Source organism: Bradyrhizobium sp. LA6.1 (genome assembly GCF_040547805.1).
Classification (GTDB): domain Bacteria; phylum Pseudomonadota; class Alphaproteobacteria; order Rhizobiales; family Xanthobacteraceae; genus Bradyrhizobium; species Bradyrhizobium barranii.
Map to the genome: position 1 here is coordinate 48,475 of NZ_JBEPQK010000004.1, position 24,249 is coordinate 72,723.

General features: G+C 64.3%; 27 protein-coding genes. 15 read left to right on the forward strand and 12 right to left on the reverse strand.

Going from position 1 to position 24,249, the window contains the following annotated elements:
* Nucleotides 1–203 precede the first annotated feature (203 nt).
* The 6 genes from ABIB99_RS10780 to ABIB99_RS10805 all read right to left on the reverse strand — a co-directional run bounded on the left by ABIB99_RS10780 (nt 204) and on the right by ABIB99_RS10805 (nt 6,060).
* Complete coding sequence (locus ABIB99_RS10780; RefSeq protein ID WP_354175778.1) at nt 204–1,409, reverse strand: LLM class flavin-dependent oxidoreductase; 1,206 nt, start codon at nt 1,407–1,409, stop codon at nt 204–206.
* Nucleotides 1,410–1,465: 56 nt separating this feature from the next.
* Complete coding sequence (locus ABIB99_RS10785) at nt 1,466–2,704, reverse strand: acyltransferase family protein (protein ID WP_354175779.1); 1,239 nt, start codon at nt 2,702–2,704, stop codon at nt 1,466–1,468.
* A gap of 86 nt (nt 2,705–2,790) precedes the next feature.
* The gene (locus tag ABIB99_RS10790) at nt 2,791–3,930 is read right to left on the reverse strand and encodes a helix-turn-helix domain-containing protein (RefSeq protein WP_354176193.1); all 1,140 of its coding nucleotides are present in this window, start codon (nt 3,928–3,930) and stop codon (nt 2,791–2,793) included.
* Between the two features lie 165 nt (nt 3,931–4,095).
* The gene (locus ABIB99_RS10795; protein WP_354175780.1) at nt 4,096–4,590 is read right to left on the reverse strand and encodes an SLC13 family permease; all 495 of its coding nucleotides are present in this window, start codon (nt 4,588–4,590) and stop codon (nt 4,096–4,098) included.
* 236 nt (nt 4,591–4,826) lie between these two features.
* Nucleotides 4,827–5,075: a hypothetical protein gene (locus tag ABIB99_RS10800; RefSeq protein WP_166080580.1), complete on the reverse strand. Its 249-nt coding sequence runs from the start codon at nt 5,073–5,075 to the stop codon at nt 4,827–4,829.
* Between the two features lie 121 nt (nt 5,076–5,196).
* Nucleotides 5,197–6,060 (reverse strand): transglutaminase family protein, encoded by an 864-nt coding sequence (locus ABIB99_RS10805; RefSeq protein ID WP_063981184.1) that lies wholly within the window; start codon nt 6,058–6,060, stop codon nt 5,197–5,199.
* 329 nt (nt 6,061–6,389) lie between these two features.
* Between ABIB99_RS10805 and napE the strand changes: the two genes are divergently transcribed.
* From napE to ABIB99_RS10835, 6 genes are all read left to right on the forward strand, one after another.
* Nucleotides 6,390–6,575, forward strand: coding sequence for a periplasmic nitrate reductase, NapE protein (gene napE / locus ABIB99_RS10810; RefSeq protein ID WP_027532529.1), 186 nt, complete (start codon nt 6,390–6,392; stop codon nt 6,573–6,575).
* A 26-nt stretch (nt 6,576–6,601) separates the two neighbouring features.
* Nucleotides 6,602–6,916, forward strand: a complete 315-nt coding sequence (locus tag ABIB99_RS10815; protein WP_063981182.1) for a chaperone NapD — start codon at nt 6,602–6,604, stop codon at nt 6,914–6,916.
* A 17-nt stretch (nt 6,917–6,933) separates the two neighbouring features.
* Nucleotides 6,934–9,447, forward strand: coding sequence for a nitrate reductase catalytic subunit NapA (gene napA / locus ABIB99_RS10820; protein ID WP_063981181.1), 2,514 nt, complete (start codon nt 6,934–6,936; stop codon nt 9,445–9,447).
* Complete coding sequence (locus tag ABIB99_RS10825) at nt 9,444–9,914, forward strand: nitrate reductase cytochrome c-type subunit (protein WP_028151035.1); 471 nt, start codon at nt 9,444–9,446, stop codon at nt 9,912–9,914. The genes napA and ABIB99_RS10825 overlap by 4 nt, the downstream gene beginning before the upstream one ends.
* Complete coding sequence (locus tag ABIB99_RS10830) at nt 9,911–10,564, forward strand: NapC/NirT family cytochrome c (RefSeq protein WP_063981180.1); 654 nt, start codon at nt 9,911–9,913, stop codon at nt 10,562–10,564. The genes ABIB99_RS10825 and ABIB99_RS10830 overlap by 4 nt, the downstream gene beginning before the upstream one ends.
* An 89-nt stretch (nt 10,565–10,653) precedes the next feature.
* Nucleotides 10,654–11,769, forward strand: a complete 1,116-nt coding sequence (locus tag ABIB99_RS10835; protein WP_063981179.1) for an ATP-dependent DNA helicase — start codon at nt 10,654–10,656, stop codon at nt 11,767–11,769.
* A gap of 239 nt (nt 11,770–12,008) precedes the next feature.
* Here ABIB99_RS10835 and ABIB99_RS10840 read toward each other — a convergent pair whose 3' ends face one another.
* Nucleotides 12,009–13,694: a caspase family protein gene (locus tag ABIB99_RS10840; protein WP_063981178.1), complete on the reverse strand. Its 1,686-nt coding sequence runs from the start codon at nt 13,692–13,694 to the stop codon at nt 12,009–12,011.
* A gap of 244 nt (nt 13,695–13,938) precedes the next feature.
* Here ABIB99_RS10840 and msrA point away from each other — a divergent pair, with 244 nt between their 5' ends.
* From msrA to ABIB99_RS10860, 4 genes are all read left to right on the forward strand, one after another.
* Entirely contained in the window at nt 13,939–14,643 is a 705-nt protein-coding gene (gene msrA, locus ABIB99_RS10845) for a peptide-methionine (S)-S-oxide reductase MsrA (protein WP_354175782.1), read from the forward strand.
* 45 nt (nt 14,644–14,688) lie between these two features.
* Entirely contained in the window at nt 14,689–15,108 is a 420-nt protein-coding gene (gene msrB / locus ABIB99_RS10850) for a peptide-methionine (R)-S-oxide reductase MsrB (RefSeq protein ID WP_063981176.1), read from the forward strand.
* Nucleotides 15,109–15,215: 107 nt separating this feature from the next.
* On the forward strand, nt 15,216–15,380 hold the full coding sequence (locus ABIB99_RS10855; RefSeq protein ID WP_014492503.1) for a DUF3309 family protein: 165 nt from the start codon (nt 15,216–15,218) through the stop codon (nt 15,378–15,380).
* Between the two features lie 214 nt (nt 15,381–15,594).
* Nucleotides 15,595–15,888 (forward strand): hypothetical protein, encoded by a 294-nt coding sequence (locus ABIB99_RS10860; RefSeq protein WP_063981175.1) that lies wholly within the window; start codon nt 15,595–15,597, stop codon nt 15,886–15,888.
* 132 nt (nt 15,889–16,020) lie between these two features.
* On the opposite strand, the gene ABIB99_RS10865 is transcribed toward ABIB99_RS10860, so the two are convergent.
* Entirely contained in the window at nt 16,021–16,563 is a 543-nt protein-coding gene (locus tag ABIB99_RS10865; RefSeq protein WP_084794968.1) for a DUF4112 domain-containing protein, read from the reverse strand.
* A 67-nt stretch (nt 16,564–16,630) separates the two neighbouring features.
* Nucleotides 16,631–17,050, reverse strand: coding sequence for a DUF5413 family protein (locus ABIB99_RS10870; protein ID WP_063981174.1), 420 nt, complete (start codon nt 17,048–17,050; stop codon nt 16,631–16,633).
* A 170-nt stretch (nt 17,051–17,220) separates the two neighbouring features.
* On the opposite strand from ABIB99_RS10870, the gene ABIB99_RS10875 reads away from it, so the two are divergent.
* The 3 genes from ABIB99_RS10875 to ABIB99_RS10885 all read left to right on the forward strand — a co-directional run bounded on the left by ABIB99_RS10875 (nt 17,221) and on the right by ABIB99_RS10885 (nt 18,227).
* The gene (locus tag ABIB99_RS10875) at nt 17,221–17,445 is read left to right on the forward strand and encodes a cysteine rich repeat-containing protein (RefSeq protein ID WP_371498100.1); all 225 of its coding nucleotides are present in this window, start codon (nt 17,221–17,223) and stop codon (nt 17,443–17,445) included.
* Nucleotides 17,446–17,482: 37 nt separating this feature from the next.
* Nucleotides 17,483–17,704 carry a hypothetical protein gene (locus tag ABIB99_RS10880; RefSeq protein ID WP_283017548.1) on the forward strand — a complete coding sequence of 74 codons (222 nt, stop codon included), beginning with the start codon at nt 17,483–17,485 and terminating at the stop codon, nt 17,702–17,704.
* A 256-nt stretch (nt 17,705–17,960) separates the two neighbouring features.
* Nucleotides 17,961–18,227: a hypothetical protein gene (locus tag ABIB99_RS10885; RefSeq protein ID WP_028151045.1), complete on the forward strand. Its 267-nt coding sequence runs from the start codon at nt 17,961–17,963 to the stop codon at nt 18,225–18,227.
* 186 nt (nt 18,228–18,413) lie between these two features.
* On the opposite strand, the gene ABIB99_RS10890 is transcribed toward ABIB99_RS10885, so the two are convergent.
* Nucleotides 18,414–20,039, reverse strand: a complete 1,626-nt coding sequence (locus ABIB99_RS10890) for a hypothetical protein (protein ID WP_283017549.1) — start codon at nt 20,037–20,039, stop codon at nt 18,414–18,416.
* Nucleotides 20,040–20,075: 36 nt separating this feature from the next.
* Entirely contained in the window at nt 20,076–21,368 is a 1,293-nt protein-coding gene (locus ABIB99_RS10895) for an adenylosuccinate synthase (protein ID WP_071909800.1), read from the reverse strand.
* A 366-nt stretch (nt 21,369–21,734) separates the two neighbouring features.
* Here ABIB99_RS10895 and ABIB99_RS10900 point away from each other — a divergent pair, with 366 nt between their 5' ends.
* Nucleotides 21,735–22,667, forward strand: a complete 933-nt coding sequence (locus ABIB99_RS10900) for a DMT family transporter (protein ID WP_247302469.1) — start codon at nt 21,735–21,737, stop codon at nt 22,665–22,667.
* Between the two features lie 100 nt (nt 22,668–22,767).
* Here the strand turns inward: ABIB99_RS10900 and ABIB99_RS10905 are convergent, their stop codons facing one another.
* Entirely contained in the window at nt 22,768–23,172 is a 405-nt protein-coding gene (locus ABIB99_RS10905; RefSeq protein ID WP_354120237.1) for a DUF1330 domain-containing protein, read from the reverse strand.
* 105 nt (nt 23,173–23,277) lie between these two features.
* Here ABIB99_RS10905 and ABIB99_RS10910 point away from each other — a divergent pair, with 105 nt between their 5' ends.
* A complete protein-coding gene (locus ABIB99_RS10910; RefSeq protein ID WP_247302467.1) occupies nt 23,278–24,213 on the forward strand; it encodes a DMT family transporter in 936 nt (311 codons plus the stop codon).
* The last annotated feature ends 36 nt before the right edge of the window (nt 24,214–24,249 follow it).

The window sequence follows — 24,249 nt, forward strand, 5'->3', positions numbered from 1 at the left end:
GGCGGCTTATGCCGCTTCTGGGTCCCGGCTCTGCGCAGCAACGTTGCACGCTGCAGCGCGTCCGGGACAGGAGAGTGTTGCTGGTCGATGCAGAGGATGGTCTCGTGCCCCGGACGCAGCGCAGCGTGACATAAGCGCGTTTACGCGCGTCTTCGACGCGCTATGGCGCTGCTAAGCCGGGGCCCATGCCGGATGCAGCTCCCCTACCCCGCTGCAGCCTTCGCCGGCGCGACGTTGATCGCGAGCTTGCCGTAGCGATCCGTAAACGCCTCGGTGTCGATCTCCTCCAGCTTGATCTCGCCGCTCATGACGCCCTGCTTCCACGCCGCTTGGGCCGGATCGTTCTGGAACTCCGGCATCACCTCGCGGCCGAACAGCTCGAGCGATTCGCAGATGTGCTCGTGGCTGTTCTTGCCGGCCTGGTTGAGCAGGATGACCTGGTCGATATTGGAGGACTGGAAGCGCTTCAGCTTCTTGCGAATGGTCTCGGGCGAGCCGATCAGGCCGCCGCGCAGCGCCGCCTCCTGCGCCTCCGGATTGTCGCGCTTCCACTTGTTGTACTCGTCCCACATGTTGACGGTGTAGGGCGCGGGACGCTGGCGGTTCTGCGAGGCGCCGTAGAAGCGCAGCGCGAACTGGAAGAAGGTGGCGCCGTCGGCGCGCGCACGCGCCTCCTCATCCGTCTTGGCGCACATGAAGAACGACACCAGCGCCATGTTCGGGTTGATCTCGTAGTCGGCGAGCTTGTGCAACCGCTTGGTCATCGCGTTGTAATAGGCGTGCACCCAGGCATGCGCGGCATCCGCGCTGACGAACTGGAAGCCCAGCGCGCCAAAGCCGTGACGGCCGGCGCGTTCGATGGTCGGCAGTTGCGAGCACGCCATCCACAGAGGCGGATGCGGCTTCTGCACCGGCTTCGGCACGACATTGCGCAAGGGAATGTCGAAGTACTTGCCGTGGTGCTCGGACCCAGCGTCCTTGAACATCGGGAAGATCGCCTGCACGGCCTCCTCAAAGACCTCCTTCTTGGTCTCCATGTCGCGGCCGAACGGCGTGAGCTCGGTGATGGAGGCGCTCTCCCCCATGCCGAATTCGCAACGGCCGTTGGAGAGCAGGTCGAGCACCGCGACGCGCTCGGCGACGCGCGCCGGATGATTGGTGGTGAGCTGGAGGATGCCGTGGCCGAGCCGGATGTTTTTCGTGCGCTGGCTGGCGGCGGCGAGGAACGATTCCGGCGAGGGTGAGTGCGAGTACTCTTCGAGGAAGTGATGCTCGACGACCCAGGCGTGGTCGTAGCCGAGCTTGTCGGCAAGTTCCATCTGCGAGAGCGCGTTCTGGTAGAGCTTCAGCTCGTCGCCGGCCACCCAGGGCCGTGGCAGCTGCAGCTCATAGAAGATGCCGAACTTCATGACGCCTCTCCCGCTTATTCTTGTTGCGCTCATCTTAGTGAGCGGGGAGGCGCTGTCTACGCGGTCGCAATTCCGCCGCGCGGGAGAACGCGCTTTTCGGCGCGGCGGCCATTCAGCACCACGCCGATGAAGGTGAAGCGCACCAGCAGATGATAGCTCGCCAACATCGGGAGAATCGCGACGACGAGAATGATGGCGAACTTGATCGGCCCGGGCCAGTCGAGCTGCGACAGCACGACCTGTAGCGCCATCACGATCGGCATGTGGATCAGATAGAGCCAGTAAGACGCATCGGCGAGGTAGCGCCGGGTCGGGCTGAAGCCGGACATGAAGCGAAGTGCGAGGCCGAGGACCGCGAAGGTCGAGATCCATATCGCCGGTGCATACAGGATGGCGGAGACAAGCCTGAGCGTGGCGAAACTAACCGGCAGTTTCGGCGCACCCGGCACGGACATCATCACCCCGACAAGCACGAAACTGATCAGAATCAGGACGACCGCGAGCAGGAGGTGCGGCAACCAGCGTCGCTCGATGAGGCGCAGCAGATCGAGCTGCCGATGCAGCAGCCAGCCGACGGCGAATGCGGAGCCAAAGCCGATCCAGGCCTGCGCGTTGGTGACGAATGATTGATCTGGCGTCCTCACCCCCATCACGTTGATCCATCTTGGGTCGAGGCTGAAGGCGATGCCGATCGGGATCGCCAGAACCAGGGGCGCCAGCGGATTTCGCATGACGCTTGCGAAGAGACGGTCAACGACCGTGCGCAGCTTGCCGGACACATCAAGCCGGACGACCACGCCGCGCAGCAGGAGCATGGCGACATAGAGCTCGAGCAATACGTAGAGAAACCAGAGATGGGTCAGCGGGAAATTCGGCAGCACCGGCGGCCAGCGAGGTGCGCCGGGGATCGGACCGCCATTCGGAAAGCCCGCGGCCCAGATGACCACCAGAACCATCGGCGTAAACACGATCGGCCAGCCGATCACGAGCGGCAGTCCGATCCTCTGCAACCTGTCCCTCAAGAAGCCCAAGGTCCCACGGCGATGGAAACTCATCCGGGCGAAGAAACCCGCCATCAGGAAGAAGGTCGTCATCCGGAAGACGTGGATGACGAAGAACAGCAGGCCCAGGGCCAGGCTTTGATGGGTATCCTGTATGACCCAGATCCTGGTCGGGGCCGGCACGAACGACAGGGTTGCGTGCAGGACGATGCCGAGCAGCAGGGCAAAACCCCTGACCGCGTCGAGCGCGTGCAACCGTTCCGATGCGGGGGCGATGGCGGTCGATCGGGACATGGACGGACTCGGCTTGCTGGTGAAAGGCTTGTTTCCGGCAATCTGCCCGATCATGTCAGGGCTCTCTTGCCCAATCCTATAATCGGCTAGCCGATTTCTCGGCGCAGCTGGCCGATTTCGAAATTGCGGTCGGCATCCGGCGCCGTTTGCGGCCGGCTCAGCGCCTCGCGCCGGAATTCGGTCGGAGTTGCGCCGGTTTCGGCCTTGAAGGCGCGATTGAAAGGCCCGATCGACTGAAAGCCTGCATCCATGGCGATGGTCAGCACCGGCACCTCCCGTTGCGTCACATCGGACAGCGCCAGCTTGGCATCCTCGATGCGATAGTGATTGAGGAACGCGTTGAAGTTGCGATAACCCAGCCCTTCGTTGATGGCCTGGCGAAGTCGGTGCTCGGGAACATCGAGCCGCGCCGCGAGCGCGCCGATCGCAAGACCTTCCTGCCGGTAGATTCGCTCCACGGTCATCAGATGGTCGAGGCGCCGCAACAGGACGGGGTCGGCCGTGCCCCGCCCTGTGGGTGCACGATCGGTCACCGGTCGCCCGGCCGTGTCGCCGGGTTCGATCGCCGCCGCGGCATCATTGACGCTGACAATCGCCCGCAGGTCCAAAACGCCGAGGCCGGCGAGCATCGCCAACACGAACAGGCTGATCGCGGTCGGAAGACTGCTGGGCTCGCCGGGAACCGCGACGGGGACCGCAGCGACGCCCGCTCCGGCCACGCCCCCGATGAACACGACATTGATCGCGAGCACAGCCAGCCGCAGCCGGCGCCGCCGCGCGACCAGATCGACACGCCAGGTCTTGACCGTCTGGACCGCGGCCGCGAGCGCCAGCAGCACAGCCACGGCCGACAGGACCTTGCTACCGCCCCTGGCCAAATTGGGCCAGGTCGTCCAACCGAGCGACACCGCAAATCCGACGGCCAAGATGGTCAGCCACAGGACGCCATGCCGTCGCCGGAGCACGAAATCGTCGTCGAACGACGCGCGCGCCCACAACCAGAAGACGGCGGGCAGCGAGGACAGGATCGGCAACGTCCACCACAATAACGATTTAGGAAAGACCGGCGCGGTGACGATTGCATAGAACGCTCCGCCGGCGGCCATGGCCGTGCCGAGCAAGGCGAGCTGATTGGTGGCACGACGCTGCAGCACCATGAGAACGATCAACAGGAACACGCCGCTCGCCGCGCCGCGAAGCCCGAGATCGATGGCCGAGAGCCCCATCGCGTTCACAATCCGCGTTTCCCCGTTCGAGATCAGACTCTCGCACCGCCCTTGCGCGGGCACAATCCAAAATTGCGGCGGTGGTCCCGGCCCGCCAATCTCCCCGCGGTGACCGACGAGATCGCGAAGCAAATCACGTTTAACAAATTCAGGACGTTACCCGGTTCAGAGCGGCAACAGCCAGGGCACGAGCAAGGTGCAGACGATCAAGACGACCCGGGAAAACGGTACGCCGATGCGCACAAAGTCACCGAACGTGTAATGTCCGGGGGCGACCACCAACGTGTTAACCGGCGACGACACAGGCGTCATGAAAGCAGTCGAAGCAGCCAGGCCCACCGTCATTGCAAACGGATACGGCGAGGCATGCATTTCCTTCGCGACAGCGATAGCGACGGGGGCCATCAATACTGCCGTCGCGGTATTCGAGATAAACATCCCAAGCAGCGCCGTCATGGCAAAGAGCGTGGCGAGCATGACGTGATGGCCGGCACTGCTGGTGATGGCTCTTAGCCCATCAGCCGCAAGTTCAACCCCGCCGGTTCTCTCCAGGGCGACTGAAAACGGCAACATTCCAACAATGAGGACAATGGTCTTCCAGTCGACCGAACGGTAAGCGCTGGTAATGTCGATACAGCCCAGTGCGCCATCAGCATGCATCCGATCAGGGCGGCCTGCACATTCGGGATCAGGCCGCTGACCATCAAACGACGGGCGCCAGGCAAATCACCGCCTGCGGCGCCTTGCCCGGCACCTGGAGAACCTGCTTGGACTCGGCGGGGCAGGCTGATGGTGACCAAATCTGCGGCTGCGTTCCACGGCCACAATGCTTGCTCCGGCCGAGCCGCGAAGGTCCAGGGCTTCAATGGTCATGCCGGCGAGAGACGATTGTTCCGTCACGCGCAGCCGTTATTCGCGGTCCGCGAGTTTGTACTCATCGATCCAGACCGAGAGGTTCGGGTTGCCGACGTTAGCACAATGTTCGGATCGCTGAAACCTGCCAATGCTTCGCTCATGGTGAGGACACCGGTGAAGGGGAGCGCAAGGAGCATGATCAGTGCGACCACATCCAGGCGCGGCCTGTTGATCGCGAACATCAGGATCGCAGCCCCGAGAAGGACCAAGACAATCGTCGGATCAAACATGGATGCCTGCCATGGAAGTCGCCGACTTCAATTCAAATGATGATGACAAGACGGGCGAGGGATCAGGGACACACCGACTGGCCGCCAACCCGCGCTTGCCGTGATCGACCGTGGACTACGATCATGGCGATGCTGGAATTGATATGACTTGCACCGAGACGTTCATCCGGCTGAATGCATCCGCCGGACCATCCCACGTCCCGGAAAGCGGAGAGGCCCTTTCCTGTTCGCGCGTCACGGCGACGGGTATGTGTTCACTGCCGACGATCTTGTTGTTGGTGGGATCATAGCCGCGCCACCCGGCTCCGGGGATATAGATCTCGGTCCAGGCGTGCGTGGCGCCGTGTTGTCCCTCGGCCATCTGGATGTAGCCGGTGACAAAGCGCGCACCAAATCCCCAGTAGCGGGCAGCTTCCATCATGAACACCGCATAGTCGCGACAGGTCCCGCTGCCGAGCCGCAGCGTTTCGTTGGGTGATTGAACCCCGAGAGCCTCGCGGGAAACGTATTTGAACGATCGGTAGATGTGAGTATTCAAATTGTTCAGAAGGTCCAGCGTGCCGATCAACTGACCGGGTTTGTAGAGATCGCGCAACCATTCGAGCAGGGCGGTGGCGTCGTAGAGATAGCTCGGGAGACGATACACCGTCAGCTCAAGCTGCTCCTCCGGGGGATATTGGAAGGGAAATGAACTGGCGAATGGCGCAATCCGCCATTCAATGGGGTCGTCGTGGTAAAGGTCGACGTCGACCTCGCTTGCGATCCTGAGCGTGTCGGATAATTCCAAAAAGGTCACGACTGCGATGGCATTGTCGTAATTGTCGCGCAACCAGCGAACTTCCGCGTTCGGCTCGATATCGATCGACCCTCTCACGATGTGGACGTCATGTCCCTCGCGAGGCCGCATCATGGCTCGATGAGTGCCGAAGGTGACCGGCTGATTGTAAAAATATTCGGTCTTATGAATGATTCGGATTCGCCTCATATGTAGCTCCCGCCACGTAGCAGCGATGGATGTTGCGGCGCCCGCTACCACTGGTAGTAGGTCGCGGGCATTTCCGAGGCAAGAGAAGATGTATGCGGCCTGACCCCCGAGCCGCAAAGCATCTTCGCTTTTGGGTAACGATCGTTGCCGCTTGCTTCTCTCGCGCGCACGGAGCGCCGCGGCTCGGTCCGTTGGCCGCGCCGCGACATCCGGTCAAGTCGACGGGTTGATCCAGATCAACGCGGCAGCGGCCCTGCTGCATCTAAAGTGCAGTAAGGCAACGGCCCGGATGCCGTCCCGATTCCAGCACCATTTCAGAGAGACCGAATATGTCGGCCCCTGACGACACGACTTCGCGCGTGCGCCGTAAGCGCATGGAGATTTTCGCTTTCCTGTTCCTGACCGCGGTCGTGATGCCCGTCCTCGCGGTCGGAACGGTCGGCTCATACGGGCTCGGCGTCTGGATCTACCAGATGTTCGCCGGCCCTCCCGGCCCGCCACCCTCCCCGCATTGACCTCCGAACAGCGAAAGACAGGCATCATGGCCCAATCCACACTCAACCGCCGCGCATTGATCACCGGCCGGGTGCTCACCGCCGACCGCGTCGTCGCGCCGCCAGGTTGCGAGATCGCCAGCATCATCGTGCAGGCCCGCCCCGAGCGCCTGGACGAACTGGAAGCCGAGATCGCAGCACTTCCCGGCTGCGAAATTCACGGACGAGACCCGCGCGGAAAACTCGTCGTCGTGACCGAAGCGCCGGATGCCGGCAGCCTCGGCACCCTGCTCAACACCATCCAGTCGCTGCCCAACGTCTATTCCGCGGCGCTGGTCTTCCACGCCATCGAAACCGCCTAACGGCCGGGAGAGCCATCATGACATCGCCAAAGCTCGACCGCCGCCAGATGCTGAAGCTCGAGGCCGCCGCGATTGCGGCTGCCGCAGCAGGCATGCCGGCACCGGCGCTCGCCGCCAATCTCGTCTCCGAGCGCGACAACAGCGAATTGAAATGGGACAAGGCCGCCTGCCGCTTCTGCGGCACCGGCTGCTCCGTGATGGTCGCGACCAAGGACAACCGCGTCGTCGCCACCCATGGCGACATCAAGGCCGAGGTCAATCGCGGCCTCAATTGCGTCAAGGGCTATTTCCTTTCCAAGATCATGTACGGCCACGACCGGCTGACGCAGCCGATGCTGCGCAAGACCGGCGGCAAGTACGACAAGAACGGCGAGTTCACGCCAATCAGCTGGACCGAAGCCTTCGACATCATGGAGGTGAAGTGGAAGGAAACGCTGAAGAAGCGCGGGCCCAACGGTCTCGCCATGTTCGGCTCCGGCCAGTGGACGATCTGGGAAGGTTACGCCGCCTCGAAGCTCTACAAGGCCGGCTTCCGCACCAACAACATCGACCCCAACGCGCGGCACTGCATGGCCTCTGCCGTCGCCGGCATGATGCGCACCTTCGGCATCGACGAGCCGGCCGGCTGCTATGACGACATCGAGGCGACCGACGCCTTCGTGCTGTGGGGCTCCAACATGGCGGAGATGCATCCCATTTTGTGGACGCGCCTCGCCGACCGCCGGCTGTCCGCGCCGCATGTCCGCGTCGCCGTGCTGTCCACCTTTGAGCACCGCTCGTTCGACCTCGCCGACATCGGCATGGTGTTCAAGCCGCAGACCGATCTCTACATCCTCAACGCCATCGCCAACCACATCATCAAGACCGGACGCGTCAACAAGGATTTCGTCGCTGCGCATACGATCTTCCGGCGCGGGCAGACCGACATTGGCTATGGATTGCGGCCCGAGCATCCGCTGCAGAAAAAAGCAACCGGTGCGGCCAAGGCCAACGACTCCACCGACATGAGCTATGACGAATTCGTAAAATTCGTCTCGGACTACACGCTGGAGAAAGCTGCCGAGATGTCCGGCGTGCCGATGAACCGGCTCGAAGCGCTCGCCGAGCTCTATGCCGATCCCAAGACAAAGGTGGTCTCGTTCTGGACCATGGGCTTCAACCAGCACACCCGCGGTGTCTGGTGCAACAACCTCGTCTACAACATCCATCTCCTGACCGGAAAGATCTCCTCGCCCGGCAACAGCCCGTTCTCGCTCACCGGCCAGCCTTCGGCCTGCGGCACCGCGCGCGAGGTCGGCACCTTCTCGCACCGCCTGCCCGCCGACATGGTCGTCACCAACAAGGAGCATCGCGACAAGGCCGAGCATCTCTGGCTGCTGCCGGAAGGCACCATTCCCGACAAGAACGGCGCCCACGCCGTGCTGCAGAGCCGGATGCTGAAGGACGGCCTGATCAACGCCTATTGGGTGCAGGTCAACAACAACCTCCAGGCCGGTCCCAACGCCAACGAGGAGACCTATCCGGGCTTCCGCAACCCCGACAATTTCATCGTGGTCTCGGACGCCTATCCGTCGGTGACGGCGCTGGCCGCCGACCTGATCCTGCCGACCGCAATGTGGGTGGAGAAGGAAGGCGCCTACGGCAATGCCGAGCGGCGCACGCAGTTCTGGCACCAGCTCGTCAACGCGCCCGGCGAGGCCAAGTCCGATCTCTGGCAGCTGATGGAGTTCTCCAAGCGCTTCAAGATCGAGGAAGTCTGGCCGGAGGAGTTGATCGCCAAGAAGCCGGAGGTTCGCGGCAAGACGCTGTTCGACGTGCTCTACAAGAATGGCCAGGTCGACAAGTTTCCGACCTCGGAGATAGAGGAAGGCTACGCCAACACGGAATCCAAGGCGTTCGGCTTCTACGTGCAGAAGGGGCTCTTTGAAGAGTACGCCTCGTTCGGCCGCGGCCACGGTCACGACCTCGCGCCGTTCGAGGCCTATCACCGCGAGCGCGGCCTGCGCTGGCCCGTCGTCAACGGCCAGGAAACCAAATGGCGTTTCCGCGAGGGCAGCGATCCCTACGTCAAGCAGGGCACCGACGTGCAGTTCTACGGCTATCCCGACGGCAGGGCGCGCATCTTCGCCCTGCCCTACGAGCCGCCGGCGGAATCACCCGACAACGAATATCCGTTCTGGCTCTCGACTGGCCGCGTGCTGGAGCACTGGCATTCCGGCACCATGACGCGCCGCGTGCCCGAGCTCTACAAGGCGTTCCCCGAGGCCGTCTGCTTCATGCATCCCGACGATGCGTCGGAAGCAAAACTCCGGCGCGGCGACGAGGTGAAGGTGGAATCCCGCCGCGGTTTCATCCGCGCCCGCGTCGAGACGCGCGGCCGCGACCGGCCGCCGCGTGGCCTCGTGTTCGTGCCGTGGTTCGACGAATCCAAGATGATCAACAAGGTGACGCTGGACGCCACCGATCCGATCTCGCTGCAGACCGACTACAAGAAATGCGCCGTGCGCATCGAGCGGGTGAACCTGTCATGATGAAACGATTTGGCATAGCCCTGCTCGCGGTCGCGATCGCCGCGGGCGCGAGCTCTCTCACCGCGCAGACGGTGACGTCAGGCCTGCGGGGCCCGGCCCCCCTCAATGACGAGGGCGCGGCGCCACCGATGCTGCCGAACCGCAATACGTCCGAGAGAGAGGTGCGCAACTACCCGGAGCAGCCGCCGGTGATCCCGCACACCATCGACGGCTACCAGATCGACCTCAACGGCAACAAATGCCTGTCCTGCCATGCGCGGGCACGCATCGCGGAATCGCAGGCGCCGATGGTTTCGATCACGCATTTCATGGACCGCGACGGCCAGTTCCTGGCCTCGATCTCGCCGCGGCGCTTCTTCTGCACGGAATGCCACGTGCCGCAGAACACCGCGACGCCGCCGGTGAGCAACGATTTCATCGACATCGACACGCTGCTCTCGCGCGCCAGCCCCGGTGGCCGCCGATGACGACGGCTGCTGACGAGCCCAAGGGAAAGGTGGAAGCCAAGCGTAGCTTTATCCTGCGCTGCTGGGACTTCGCGCGCGAGCTCTGGCAGGTGCTGATCCGGCCGAGCTCGGTGTTCGGGCTCGGCGTGCTGGTGCTCGCGGGCTTTGCGGCGGGCGTGATCTTCTGGGGCGGTTTCAACACCGCGCTGGAGCTGACCAACACCGAAAAATTCTGCACCGGCTGTCACGAGATGCGCGAAAACGTCTTCGCCGAGCTGAAGTCGACCATCCACTTCACCAACCGCTCCGGCGTGCGCGCGACCTGCCCGGACTGCCACGTCCCGCACAACTGGACCGACAAGATCGCGCGCAAGATGCAGGCCTCCAAGGAGGTCTGGGGCAAGATCTTCGGCACGATCGACACCCGCGAGAAATTCTTGGACCACCGGCTCGAGCTCGCCGCACACGAATGGGCGCGTTTCAAGGCCAACGATTCCCTGGAGTGCCGCAACTGCCACAGCGCCGATTCCATGGACATCACGAAACAGTCGCCACGGGCCTCGGTGGCGCACCAGCGCTTCCTGTTCACGAAGGAAAAGACCTGCATCGACTGCCACAAGGGCATCGCCCACCACCTGCCCGACATGCGCGGCGTTCCCGGCTGGCAATAGGGGCGGCTGGGCCGCTTGAACCCTTGGGCCGAATGGTTAGTTTCGAGGGATGGCGAATCGCCTCGATTCTGCCCTTCCTCAAGACAGACATGGCCACTTTCACCCCGCATCAGGATGCCGCGCTCAAAGCCGTTGCCGACTGGCTCAAGGCAAAACCCGGCCGCAACGGCACGCCGCCGGTGTTCCGCCTGTTTGGCTTTGCCGGCACCGGCAAGACCACGCTGGCGCGGCACATCGCCGAAGGCGTCGACGGCGAGGTGAAGTTCGCCGCCTTCACCGGCAAGGCCGCGCTGGTCATGCGCAACAAGGGTTGCGACGAGGCCTCCACCATCCACTCGCTGATCTACCGCGCCCGCGAATCCGGCGAGGAGCAGCCGAGCTTCGAGCTGTGGGACGACGCGCCGGCCTCCAAGGCCAAGCTGATCGTGATCGACGAATGCTCGATGGTCGATGCCGAGTTGGGCCGCGACCTGATGTCGTTCGATTGCCCGCTGCTGGTGCTCGGCGATCCCGCGCAGCTGCCGCCGATCCAGGGTGGCGGCTTCTTCACCAACACCGAGCCCGACGCGATGCTGACCGAAGTGCATCGCCAGGCCCAGGACGATCCGATCGTGCGGATGTCGATGGATGTCCGCGAGGGCCGCGAGCTCGATATCGGCCGTTACGGCGAGAGCGAGGTGGTGTCGCGGAAAGAGCTCGATCCGGACCGCGTCATGGGCGCCGACCAGGTGCTTGTCGGCCGCAACAACACGCGCCGCGCCTACAACATGCGGGTGCGCCAGCGCCAGAACATCGAGGATGTCTTCCCGGTCGCCGGCGACAAGCTGGTGTGCCTGCGCAACAACCGCAAGAAGGGCCTGTTCAACGGCGGCCTGTGGCGCGTGAAATCACGCAACACCTCGCGCTCGAAATCCCGCATCCTCAGCATGCGGCTGTCGCCGGATGAAGACTTCGGTCACAAGGTGACAAAGGTCTCGGTGCGCGCCGATTGCTTCGAGGGCGGCGTCGAGGCGATCGCCTGGGAGCAGCGCAAGCCGTATGACGAGTTCGACTACGGCTACGTGCTGACCGTGCACAAATCGCAGGGCTCGCAATGGGACGACGTCGTGCTGTTCGACGAGAGCTTCGCGTTCCAGGATAGCCGGGCGCGGTGGCTGTACACGGGGATTACGCGGGCGGCGAAGCGGTTGAGTATCGTTGTGTGACGCTGCCGTAGGGTGGGCAAAGGCGCAACGCGCCGTGCCCACCATCTCTCCACACATTCAATAAGAATGGTGGACACGCTTCCGCCTTCGCTCTTCGAGCTACGGCGGACAAGTCGCTTTGCCCACCCTACGGCACTGTTGTAGCCCGGATGGAGCGAAGCGTAATCCGGGGGTCGGGTCCGCGCTCGCGATTCCCGGATTTCGCTGCGCTCCATCCGGGCTACGGTCTCTGCAACCCCTCACTTCCCCGCCACGAAATAAAAATCCTCGCGTCCCGGCGGCGAGCCGTATGAAAACGGCTGCTGCTCGTGCTTGGTGGCGGACCAGACGTCATCGCGGACGATGTCGAACAGTTTCCGGATCTCGACCTTCGGCACCTTGATCTCGCGGGCGAGCGCGGTGGCGAAGGGGCTGTCGGCGCCGCCATCGCCGTCCAGCGCAGTCTCGCCGTGCTTGGCGGCGTAGACCACCATGAAGCCGGCGCCGGGCTCGATGTTGGAAAAGCCCTTGTCCACCAGCTTGAGCGACAGCGTGCGCTGCATGGCCGGCGCAAAGGGATTGTCGCGGCAGGCATCCAGCATCACCAGACGCACTTTTCTCGCGGCGCCCACCGCTGCGATCACCTGCTCCAGCGCGACCGCCTGGGTCTCGGCGTCCCTGTCGGCGGCAAGTTTGGCGTCCACAGGGACGAGATAGTTCACGCCGCCGATCTCGAAACCGTGGCCGGCGTAATAGACCACCGCCCAATCCGCATTCTCCGCCTCAGTGGCAAACGTCTGCAGCGCTTCGAAGAACTTGTCGCGGGAGAGGTCGCTGACGGAGATCACGGTCTGGAAGCCGACATCGCGCAGCACGTTTGCAATCATTTTCGCGTCGCGCGGCGGATTGGGCAGGGCGTGGACGTTCTTGTAGGCGCCGTTGCCGATCACGAGCGCCACGCGGCGCCCGGTGGACCCGGCCGGCGCCTGCGGCGTCAGTGCGGCCAAGCGCTCCTGCGCGATGGCGCGGGCGCGCGCGACGTCGGGCTCGTCGAACCTCGTCAGCGAATAGGCCGCCGCGCGGTAGTCGGCGCGGGCCTGGGCGAGATCTTTCCTGCGCTCGTAGATCTGGCCGCGGCCGGAATGGGCGCGCACACTGTTCGGATTGAGCTGGATGACCGTGTTGTAGTCCTTCAGCGCGGCGTCGAGGTCGCCCTTCATCACGTTGACCTCGGCGCGATTGTTGATCGCGAAGGTATTCCTGGGCTGCTTCTGGATCAGGCCGTCGCAGTCGGCGAACGCCTGGTCGTACTTGCCCATCATGCCGTAGGTGATGCAGCGGTTGCCGGCGATCTGCGGCGCGGCCGGGTCGATCTTCTCGGCTGCCGCAAAGTCGGCAATCGCGCCGTCGAAATCCTTGTTCAGCGTGCGCATGCGGGCCCGATTGGTCCAGCCGAGCAGGAACGTGGGCGTGTATTTGATTGACAGGTTGAAGTCGTCGAGCGCGCTTTGCAGCGCGCCCCGGCGCAGATGGATGGTGCCGCGATTGTTGTAGGCATAGCCGAAATTCGCGCGCTTCTGGATGGCGAGATTGTAGTCGACCATGGCGAGATCGTCCTCGCCCTTGCGCTCATGGGAGAGCCCGCGCAGGTTGATGGCGCCGACATTGTCCGGATCGAGATCGATGGCGGACGACAGCGCCTCGATGGCGCGGTCATAGTCGCGCTTGTTGATCAGCGCATTGCCACGCACGACGAGCGCGAGCGACTTGTCCTTGCCGCCGAGCTTATCGGCCTTCAACAGATTGTCGCAGGCCGTCGCGCGGGCCTGGGCCTCCGCCTGGCGGTCGCGACAGGTGGCGAGGTCCTCGCCGGCTTGCGGCTCGGCCGCGGCGATCGCGGCATTTGAGATCAGGATGGCGAGGGTCAGGGGAATGACACGCAGCATGTTGTCAGGTCAGCTCCAGCCACCACATGATTGAGTCGAGCGCGATCGCGCGCGTTCATCTAGCCCGGAGTTCCCGGCCTCGCCAAGCCGCGCCGTCTGAGGCTATTTTTCACAGACTCGTGTCCGTTTCCCCGTAACAATCGCCGTCTGCGCCCGTATCTCAGATGTCCGAAAACGCGGCCAAACAGGCTGTTCGCCCGTCCCCGGCCGCCCTACACTGTCAGACCTTCCGAAGAGGATCGCCATGCGCCGCACCGCCCTCGCCTCGCTGCTCGCCGCCACCACCGCACTGACGCTGGCCTTCGCCGTGCCGTCCAGGGCCGCGGAGGATGCCGTCGTGATCCCCGCGCCCACCGCGGATGCGTCGCCCGCAACCGGGATCCAGACCGCCGTCATCGCGGGCGGCTGCTTCTGGGGCGTCCAGGGCGTCTTCCAGCACACCGCCGGCGTCGTCAATGCAGTCTCCGGCTATGCCGGCGGCACCAAGGCGACCGCCGATTACCAGACGGTCTCGAGCGGCCGGACCGGCCATGCCGAGTCGGTCGAGATCAAGTTCGACCCGAAGAAGATCTCCTACGGCAAGATCCTCCAGATCTACTTCTCGGTGGCGCACGACCCGACCCAGCTCAACCGGCAGGGCCCCGACTCCGGCACGCAATATCGCTCGGCGATCTTCACCACCTCCGATGAGCAGAAGAAGGTGGCGGACGCCTATATCGCCCAGCTCAACGGCGCCAAAGTATTCAGCAAGCCGATCGTGACCAAGGTCGGCGCGCTGGAAGCGTTCTACCCGGCGGAGGCCTATCACCAGGACTATCTGACGCTGCACCCGAACCAGCCCTACATCGCCTACAACGACATTCCGAAGGTCGAGAACCTGAAAAAGCTGTTCGCGGATAACTACATTGAAAAGCCGACGCTGGTGAGCGCCAGCAAGGCCACCAACTGATCGCAAGATCACCGAAAACAAGTTCACCAAACAAACGGGAGACCCATGCCCGACACCAAGACGAAAACCACCGACGACAAGGTCATCAAGAGCGAAGAGCAGTGGCGGAGCGAATTGTCGCCGATGCAGTACGCGGTGCTGCGCGAGAAGGCGACCGAGCGTCCCTTCTCCGGCGAATATGAGCACGACCACCGCGCCGGCACCTATGTCTGCGCCGGCTGCGGCAATGTGCTGTTCGAGTCCGATGCCAAGTTCGATTCCGGCTGCGGGTGGCCGAGCTTCACCCAGCCCGCGGTCGAGAGCCATGTCGACGAGGAGCACGATGCCAGCCACGGCATGGTCCGCACCGAGGTGCTGTGCTCCAAGTGCAGCGGCCATCTCGGCCACGTCTTCCCCGACGGGCCCGGCCCGACCGGCCTGCGCTACTGCATCAACTCGGCCGCGCTGAAGCTCGAGCCCAAATAACATTGCGCGCCGCCCGGTTCCGTCATGGAACCCGGCGGCGCGATGTGCTTTTCTCTTCCGGCGGTGCGGCCGATGCGCGCAATCCGGCAGCCGCCAGGGAGGATGCCATGACGCTTGGGACCATCCTGATCATCCTGGTGATCATCTATCTGCTGGGCGGCATGTCCGGCCGGTTCGGTGGTTACGGCTATGGCATGGGCCATTCCGGCATGGGGATCGGCGGCGTCGTGCTGGTGGTCCTGGTCGTGCTGCTGCTGCTTGGCAAACTGTAAACCATCTAACATATTGAAATTATTTGGTTTACGGCGCTCGCGGAGCTGCCATGCGCGGATTCATCATCTCCCATCGCGGGGGTCGCATTTCTGTCAAAACAGCCTATATTAGAGGGCGAAAATGACATGTGCGGCGGGCCCACTCGATGGTGGCCCCTGCCTTTCAAAACCCCACGCGCTTAAAGCCCCAGACAAGATCACGAGGTCTTTGACCATGCGTCCACTGCGTCCGTTCAACTTCAACACTTCTGCCGAGCTCTTCCCCGCCGCGATCCGCAAGAAGAAGCGTGCAGGCTTCACCTATCGCCGGTTCGGCACCGCGGCCGAAGCCGTGCAGTTCGCGATGGAGCAGTTGCCGACGGATTCGCTGAACGGCGCCTATCTCCAGGTCGAGGAAGCGCGCTTCGACCAGAACGGCATCCGCTCGCTCTACGAGAGCGAAGCCTTCCCGCTGCCCCGCCGCCCCCGGCCGGCGCCAGCCCCCGAGACCGACGCCGACGCGGCGTAAGTTTTCGCTCAACCCGATTTGCGCTGAAAGCGCGATGGCCGAAAGGCCGTCGCGCTTTTTGCGTTTGGAGCGGTGCTCTCTCTCCTCCCTCTCCCCGTTCTTACGGGGAGAAGCGACGCAAGAAGCGCCCCATTAAATCCGCGGCTGCTTGTCGAGCCAGCGGCGCAGCAGGCGGACGTTGCGCATGTTGGCGCGGAACATGACGTCGAAGGCATCGCCCGCGAACGGCACCATGCCGACCACGCCGTCGACCGCGACATTCCCGAGCATGCGCGCGGTGAGATACCACGGCGCGCCCAGCGCGCGGGCCTCGCGCACCAGCCACAGCGAGATCGCGGTGGTGATGATGTCGCCGACGATCGGGATCAGCCCGATCAGGCCGTCGATGCCATAGCGGATATTCGTGCCGGGCAGGATGAAGGCGACATCGAGCAGCTTTGCGATCGCCTCGATCCGCGCCACCCGCTGCTCCCGCGTCAGATTGCCGAACGGGTTTCCCTGGCCGAATTCGAAGCGAAACTCGCGAAACCCCTGCTCCAGTGTTTCGGGACGGATCTCGTGGCCGTCCTGGTCGATGATCGGCCCGCGCGCTTCGGTGTCCGAAAAACTCCCGCGCGCGCGGGACCCGGAACGGGGTCTGTGCGGAGCAAGAATGTCGTCATCGGACATGGTCATGGCCTTTGGAGAACGCACTGGCGTGGCGGAAGTTGCCGCGCCGCGCCCGAACGTCGCGCGTTCAGGTCTAAGCCGCAGCCGGCTGCGGCTCCTCGACATATCTATGCACGAGCCAGGATGAAAGCACCGCCGGCACGAATCCGACGAGGCCGTACAGGATGAATTGCACCGTGCCCGAATCCGGCCCGCGCGAGCTGTAGGTCAGCGACGCCAGCACGAAGGCGAACAGGCCGACCAGGAGCATCCGCAGCACCGGGCCGATCCGGCGGACATGGATCAGGATGTCGTCGACCGCACCGATCATCAGCGAGGGCAGGAAGCCGAACAGATAGCTGTATTGCAGCGATTTGAAGAACACCGCGAACAGCTTTCCGACCTCGCCGAGATTGGTCTGGGCCCAATAACCGGACTGATAGGTCGTCGTCAGCAGCAGCAGGAACCCGCCGACGAACGGACCGACCAGCGCAAACACCAGATAGCGTTTCATCAAGTATCCTCATCCTTCGCCGCTGTTATAGCAGCGACGCGGGAACCTTGAATAGCGGGGCGCCGGCCCGTCCTGACGGGAACAAGCGGCAAGGCGACGAGTTCAGACAGGACTGAAATTCATACCTGCAGTCAGATTGGAGTTTGTCGATGTCCCCGAAATCCGTCCTTATGGCGACGCTGGCCCTGACAGCCCTGAGCGGCATGTCGATCACGCCTGCTCTCGCGCAGGGCCACATGGGTACGCCGCAGGAGCAGAACGCCTGCTCGCGTGACGCCTCGCGGTTCTGCCGGAAGGACCTCGGCAATGACGGCGCTGTGCAGGCGTGCCTGCAGGCCAACCGGGCCAAGCTGTCGAAGTCCTGCAGCAAGGTGTTTCAGAGCCACGGCATGTAAGGCCGGGAACGATCCCCGGCGCACGGAGAGTGAAGCCATGTTGCGCGAGGAACAGCTCTCGATCCTGCGGGACATCAGCCAGTCGGTCGCCTTTGCCGACGACCGGCACGGCAAGATCGGCGAGTTGATCGCCGACGGCTACGTGATGAAGGACGGCGATCTGTTCGAGCTCACTGCGAAAGGCGTCACGGCCGTCGAGGAACACCCCGCAGCGAGCGATGCGGAAGAAGCGAACGCGTCGTCCGATCGGTTGATCTGATCTCGCGCCGCATGCTGCGTGACGGACACGCAACAATTGCGAATTCATTCGAGCGGACCATTGCGGCCGTGTGACAATCGCGCATACTCGAATCGGGCGGCGCAGCACTTTTCGATTCGAACACCACGAGAGATCGAGCGACCACATGCGGGACCAAAGTTCCCGGCGTGAAGGCTGTGACATGCGGCAGATCAAGCCGCGTGCGGCGCCCCAAAACCAAGTGGTTCAAACCACGGAACTCGGGGACGCATTCGTCATGACACGCTACACGACCATCGTTTCGCTCTTCGCTTTCGCAACCACCGCCATCGTACTCCAGACATCGCCCGGCCTCGCCTTCTCGTCCGAAGCACAGCAGATGTGCACAGGTGATGCGATGCGGCTGTGCTCCAGTGAGATTCCCGACATCTCGCGCGTCAGGGCCTGCATGGTGCAGAAGAAGGCGCAGGTCAGCCCTGGCTGCCGCGCCGTGATGGACCGCGAGCACGCGGCCGCGCGCAAGCGGGAGGCGGCGGCGCAGTAGCGCCGGTTCAATCCCGATCGGATCGTTTGAGAGTTCGATTCACCTCTCTCGTCTGGAGAGGTGAAGATCGGTCACGCGCCGGCCCTAGAGCCTTTCCCGTTCCTATGGAATCGGAACGGGGCTCTAGATTCTTGTTTTGACGCGTTTTCTTGACGCGAACCGGTATCCACTTCGCTCGAAAACGCTCTAGTCGCCCCACTGCGCGAACGCATCGTTGAAGGCGCGCTCGCCGGGTGCGCCCTTCTCGATGGCGATGATGGCGCGGCGCTGGTTGGCGTAGACCAGCGGCACGTCGAACCATGAGCGCTCCTTCAGGAGCTGGACGTTGCGGGCGCGGTCGGCGTCGACATTGGAGAGGCCGACCAGGAAGAAGCCGTCGGTGACCTTGACCGCGAGGCCCGCGAGCGGCGTGCCGCGCGCCTGTTCGTTCGACTTCATCAGGATGCCCGGCACGTTGGAGATGCTGCCGCCCGGAAAGTCCGGCGGCAGGATGAAGGTCAATTCCGCGGTGTGGCTCGCCGGCAGCGACGAGTCGGTGTTGCGGCGGAACGACATCGTCATCTTGAACTTGCGGTCGGGGATCTCGATGTCGGCGCGCACGGCGACGTCGGCCTTCTGGTTGCCCGAGGCCTTGATCGGCTCGAGCCGCCACACCACCGAGCCGACATATTGCTTGCCCTTCGGGTCGGACGGATCCTCGTCATAGAGCACGACCTTCTGCGCCACCGGCGCGACCGGCTGGTCGCTGGCCGAAGGCTGGCCGACGCGATCCGGAATCTTGGGCTTGCTCTGCGGCTGGGCCGGATCCTTCGGCGCCTCCACCACCTGGGTCGGCGAGGACTTGAACAGGCCGCTCACGGTCTGGATCAGGGGCTTGCCCCAGAGGATCCCGGCGCCGACCAGGATCAGCACGATGCCGACGGCGATCGCGCTCTTGAACGGGAAGGCGGAGCCGGTGCGGGCGCGCTTTTTGGCTTCGCGCTCGGGCGCGACGCGCGGGCGCGACGATGGCGGCTGCGGCGTGTAGCGCTCGGCCTCCTCGATCGACTCGTCGTATGAATAGGGCGCGTCCTGCTCGCCGGCGCGATTTTCGAGGCTCGGCTCCAGCCGGTCGAACTCCGGCGAGGGCGAGGGCACATTGGCGTAGGTGCGACGCGCGGCGCGGTTGGCCTGCGCGGCAGCGCTGCCGAGATCGTTCACGTCGGCGGTGATGTCGCGAAAACCGCGTACGCCCGGTGCCGGCGGCTGAGGCGGTGGCGGCCCGATGTCGGGCGGACGGCGCCCGGGCGGGCGATCGCGTCCGGCCGGGGGAGCAGCCGGCGGCTCCGGCATCGGCGGCGCTGCCGGGGGACCCGGCTGGCGCGGCGCGTCGAAACGCGGGGCCCGCGGCGCACGCGGGGCGTCGCCCTGGTCATCGACATTGAAGGACGGTCGGTCGGCACGCGGCGGCGGCGGAGCCGGACGGGTGCGCGGAGCGGCCGGCTGAGACGGCGGCGGGTTGCCCTCGGCGGCGCGGGTGCTGGCCCGGCGGAAGGCGTCCCCGCTGCCGCCGCTGCGGGCGCCGCCACCGGGACCGGGGCGCGAGGCCTCCCGGGCGCGCTGGGCGGCCTCCGATTCGACCTTCCGGACGGCCTCTTCCAGCGACAGCCGTTCGCGGGTGATCTCGGATTCGGAGAGCGGCGGCTGCACGCTGCGGAGCTGCGCGATCAGGGCCGTGCGCGCACGCTCATAGAGCGCGCGACGGCTTTCGCCGGGAGCGTTGGGGTCCAGGGCGGAAATAGCGCGGGCGATCAGCGGATAGTAATCAGCCATTTCAACTCAACTAGCGCACGTCCCGGTAAGATATCGTTAAGCCTCAAACGGATTTTGCACCAGAATAGTATCCTCGCGTTCCGGGCTGGTGGAAAGCAGTGCGACCGGGCACCCCACCAATTCCTCGATCCGGCGGACATATTTGATGGCCTGGGCCGGCAGGTCCGCCCAGGAGCGGGCGTTGGCGGTCGGCTCCTTCCAGCCCTCGATGGTCTCGTAGATCGGCTCGACCCGGGCCTGGGCGCCCTCGCCGGCCGGGAAGTGGTCGATCTCCTTGCCGTCCAGTCTGTAGCCGGTGCAGACCTCGATCGTGTCGAAGCCGTCGAGGATGTCGAGCTTGGTCAGCGCCAGGCCGTTGATGCCGCAGGTCCGGACCGCCTGGCGGACCAGCACGGCGTCGAACCAGCCGCAGCGGCGCGGACGGCCGGTGTTGGTGCCGAACTCGCGGCCACGCTCGCCGATCTTGCGGCCGGTCTCGTTGTCCTGCTCGGTCGGGAACGGGCCCTGGCCGACCCGGGTCGTATAGGCCTTGCACAGGCCGAGCACATAGCCGACCGCACCGGGGCCGAGGCCCGAGCCGGTCGCGGCCTGCGCCGCCACCGTGTTGGACGAGGTGACGTAGGGATAGGTGCCGTGGTCGACGTCGAGCAGCGCGCCTTGTGCGCCCTCGAACAGCATGCGCTTGCCTTCGCGCCGCTTGATGTCGAGCAGCCGCCACACCGTCTCGGCATAGGGCAGCAGCTCCGGCGCGAGCGCGGTCAATTCCTTCAGGATCACCTTGCCGTCGAACTCCGGCAGGTTGAGGCCGCGGCGCAGCGCATTGTGATGCGCCAGCAGCCGGTCGATCTTGTGCGGGAGGGTGTCGAGATCGGCGAGGTCCATCAGGCGGATGGCGCGGCGGCCGACCTTGTCTTCATAGGCCGGTCCGATGCCGCGGCGGGTGGTGCCGATCGCGGTTGCCGCATTGGCGGATTCGCGGTGCGCGTCGAGCTCACGGTGCAGCGGCAGGATCAGGGTGACGTTCTCGGCGACGCGCAGATTGTCCGGAGAGATCGCGACGCCCTGCGAGCGCAGCTTGGTGACCTCGTCGAGGAAGGCCTGCGGATCGAACACCACGCCGTTGCCGATCACCGACAGCTTCTGGTCGCGCAGCACGCCGGAGGGCAGCAGCGCGAGCTTGTAGGTCTTGCCGTTGATGACCAGCGTGTGGCCGGCGTTATGACCGCCCTGGAAGCGGACGACGATGTCCGCCTGCTCCGACAACCAGTCGACGATCTTGCCCTTCCCTTCGTCGCCCCACTGGGCTCCGACGACGACAACGTTGGCCATTCGCGGGTAATCCTCTGAAGATTTTAGATGCGCCAGCCCAGCTGACGGCCGGAGCCGTTCGCACGCGAGGCAGCCAACCGGATAAAGGAAGCAGCCTCTCTAGGCAAGCAAGAACGGGGCTTTTTCGGGGCTCAAGACGCACTTTAACCCTTTGATATCCCCGTAAAATCCAGAAGCCTTCCATGGCCATTTCGTAAGCTTCGGCCAAAGCGCGAGGCTGATCCGCCGCTGCATGGTCGCGATGCGTCCGCCCCCCGTTGATGCCACTTCGATTTCCGTGTCTTTGGGCATGCCGGGCTATCAGCCGGCCCGAGCTTGCCGGGCCGGTGCCTCGGCGTACTCCACGCGGGGGCCATAACAACCACAATGTCCGCCACCGGCCAGACCACGAGCACCGAATCATCCAGTCACGGCTGGATCGCCAACCAGCCATATCTGCTCCTCAGCATCACCGCGCTGTGCTGGGCCGGCAACGCCATTGTCGGGCGGCTGGCCGCCGGCCACATCCCGCCGGTGACGCTGTCGTTCCTGCGCTGGACCTTCGCCTTCCTGCTGGTGCTGCCGTTCGCCTGGAAACATCTCGCCCAGGACTGGCCCGCGATCCGCAGCAGGCTCGGCCTGATGATCGTGCTGTCGATCACCGGCATCGGCGCCTTCAACACGCTGCAATATTGGGCGCTGGAACATACCCAGGCACTCAACACGCTGCTGCTGCAGTCGGCCGCGCCGCTGGTCGTGGCGCTGTGGTCGCTGGCGATCCTCGGCGTCCGCCTCACCGCGGCACAGGCGTTCGGCGTGGCTCTCTCGATGTGCGGCGTGCTGACGATCCTGCTGCATGGCGATTTCACCACGCTGTCGAACATCGCGTTCAACAAGGGCGACCTCATCTTCATCGTCGCGCTGATCATCTTCGCGCTGTATTCGGTGCTGACCCTGAAGCGGCCGCCGATGCACGGCCTGTCGTTCCTCGCCTTCACCTTCGGCGCCGGCGCCGCCTGTCTCATCCCGCTCGAGATCTGGGAATTGTCCGCGCGTCCGGTGATGAAGCTCGACGGGCCGAACCTGCTGACGTTATTCTATGTCGCGGTGTTCCCGTCGACGCTCGCCTATCTCTGCTTCAATCGCGGCGTGCGCCTGATCGGCGCCAACCGCGCCGCGCCGTTCTTCCACGTCGTGCCGGTGTTCGGCTCGATCATGGCGATGGCGTTCCTCGGCGAACACCCGCAGGCGTTCCACTTCATCGGCTTCGCGCTGGTGCTGGCCGGCGTGTTCGTGGCGTCAAGGAAGCAGGCGACGTAACTCAACATCGTAGGGTGGGCAAAGCGAAGCGTGCCCACCATGCCAGTTGAAACGGGAAGGATGGTGGGCACGGCGCGCGAAGAGCGCGCCTTTGCCCACCCTACGAATCTCGGTGTGAACTCATCCTGAACTTGCTGTACGCTTCGTTCGTCGCGATGATCACGTGCTCGGCGCAGCCGTTGACGCGATGCGGATCGGCCTGTGTCTCGTAAGCCTCCGACGTCATCATGTCGATGAAAGCCGCAACCGTTGGGTAATAGACCAGCGCAACGAAATCCCAGTCGTTGCCAGCGTGCGGGCCGAGCGCGACCGCCTTCGCTTCGCCGGTCCACAGCAGCGTGCCGCCGCGTGCCCTGATCATGGGCACCGTGATCGCACTGTAACGAAGATAGGCGTCCCAGCCCGAACCGTCGCCGTCGCGCGAGCGCTGGTGAAAACGCATCAGGTTCAGCATCACCACCGGTGCATTTGCATCGAGCCGCTCCAGGCCCTCGATGTTCAACATATTAACCGCCAATGACACCTCCTCAAGCCATGCCTGCATTGTAGCCTTGCGGCCGCGAGACTTGTGTCACAACAAGAATCCGGCGCAAGGTCGCATCCAACGCCAATGACGATTGCTTCGCCCGCGCCAAAGGCCTCGAATCCGGCCAGTTGGCTCAACAACCAGCCTTACCTGCTGCTCAGCCTGAGCTCGCTGTTCTGGGCCGGCAACATCGTGCTCGCGCGCCATGTCGGCGCGCATGTGCCGCCGCTGACGGTGACCACCATCCGCTGGTTCGGCGTGTTCCTGATCCTGTTGCCGTTCGCCTGGCCGCATCTGAAGCGCGACTGGCCGAATTTGCGCAAAAGCCTGCCGCTGATGCTGTTCCTGTCGCTGGTCGGCTTTGCCTTCAACAACGCGATCTCCTACTGGGCGATGCAATACACGGAGGCGCTGAACGCGCTGCTGATCCAGTCGGCCGGACCGCTGTTCGTGGCGCTGTGGTCGCTGGTGCTGTTCGGCGTGCGGCTGACGGGTGCGCAGCTCGCCGGCATCGCGATCTCGCTTCTCGGCGTGCTGATCATCATCCTGCGCGGCGATCTCGCCGCGCTCGCGAGCATCAGCTTCAACAGGGGCGACATCATGTTCGCCTCCTCGCTGGTGGCGTTCGGGCTCTACTCCGCCTTCATCCCGCGGCGGCCGAAGATCCACCAGCTCTCCTTTCTCTCCTTCACCACCTTTTGCGGCGCGACGATGCTGCTGCCCGCCGCGATCTGGGAAGCCCTAAGCGGCCGTGTCCTGCAACTCGACGGGGTGACGCTGGCGACGCTGGGTTACATCCTGATCTTTCCCTCGACGCTGGCCTATCTCTTCTTCAACCGCGGCGTGGCGCTGATCGGCCCGAACCGCGCCGCGCCGTTCTTCCATCTGGTCCCGGTGTTCGGCTCGGCGATGGCGATCGTCCTGCTCGGCGAAAAACTCCAGCCGTTTCATTTGATCGGCTATGCGCTCGTGCTCGCCGGCGTCGTGTTCGCCTCACGCCAGGGTTCTGCGGTGAAATAATTCCGCGAGGTGGGCGACAAACTCCCGTCTTCCGAT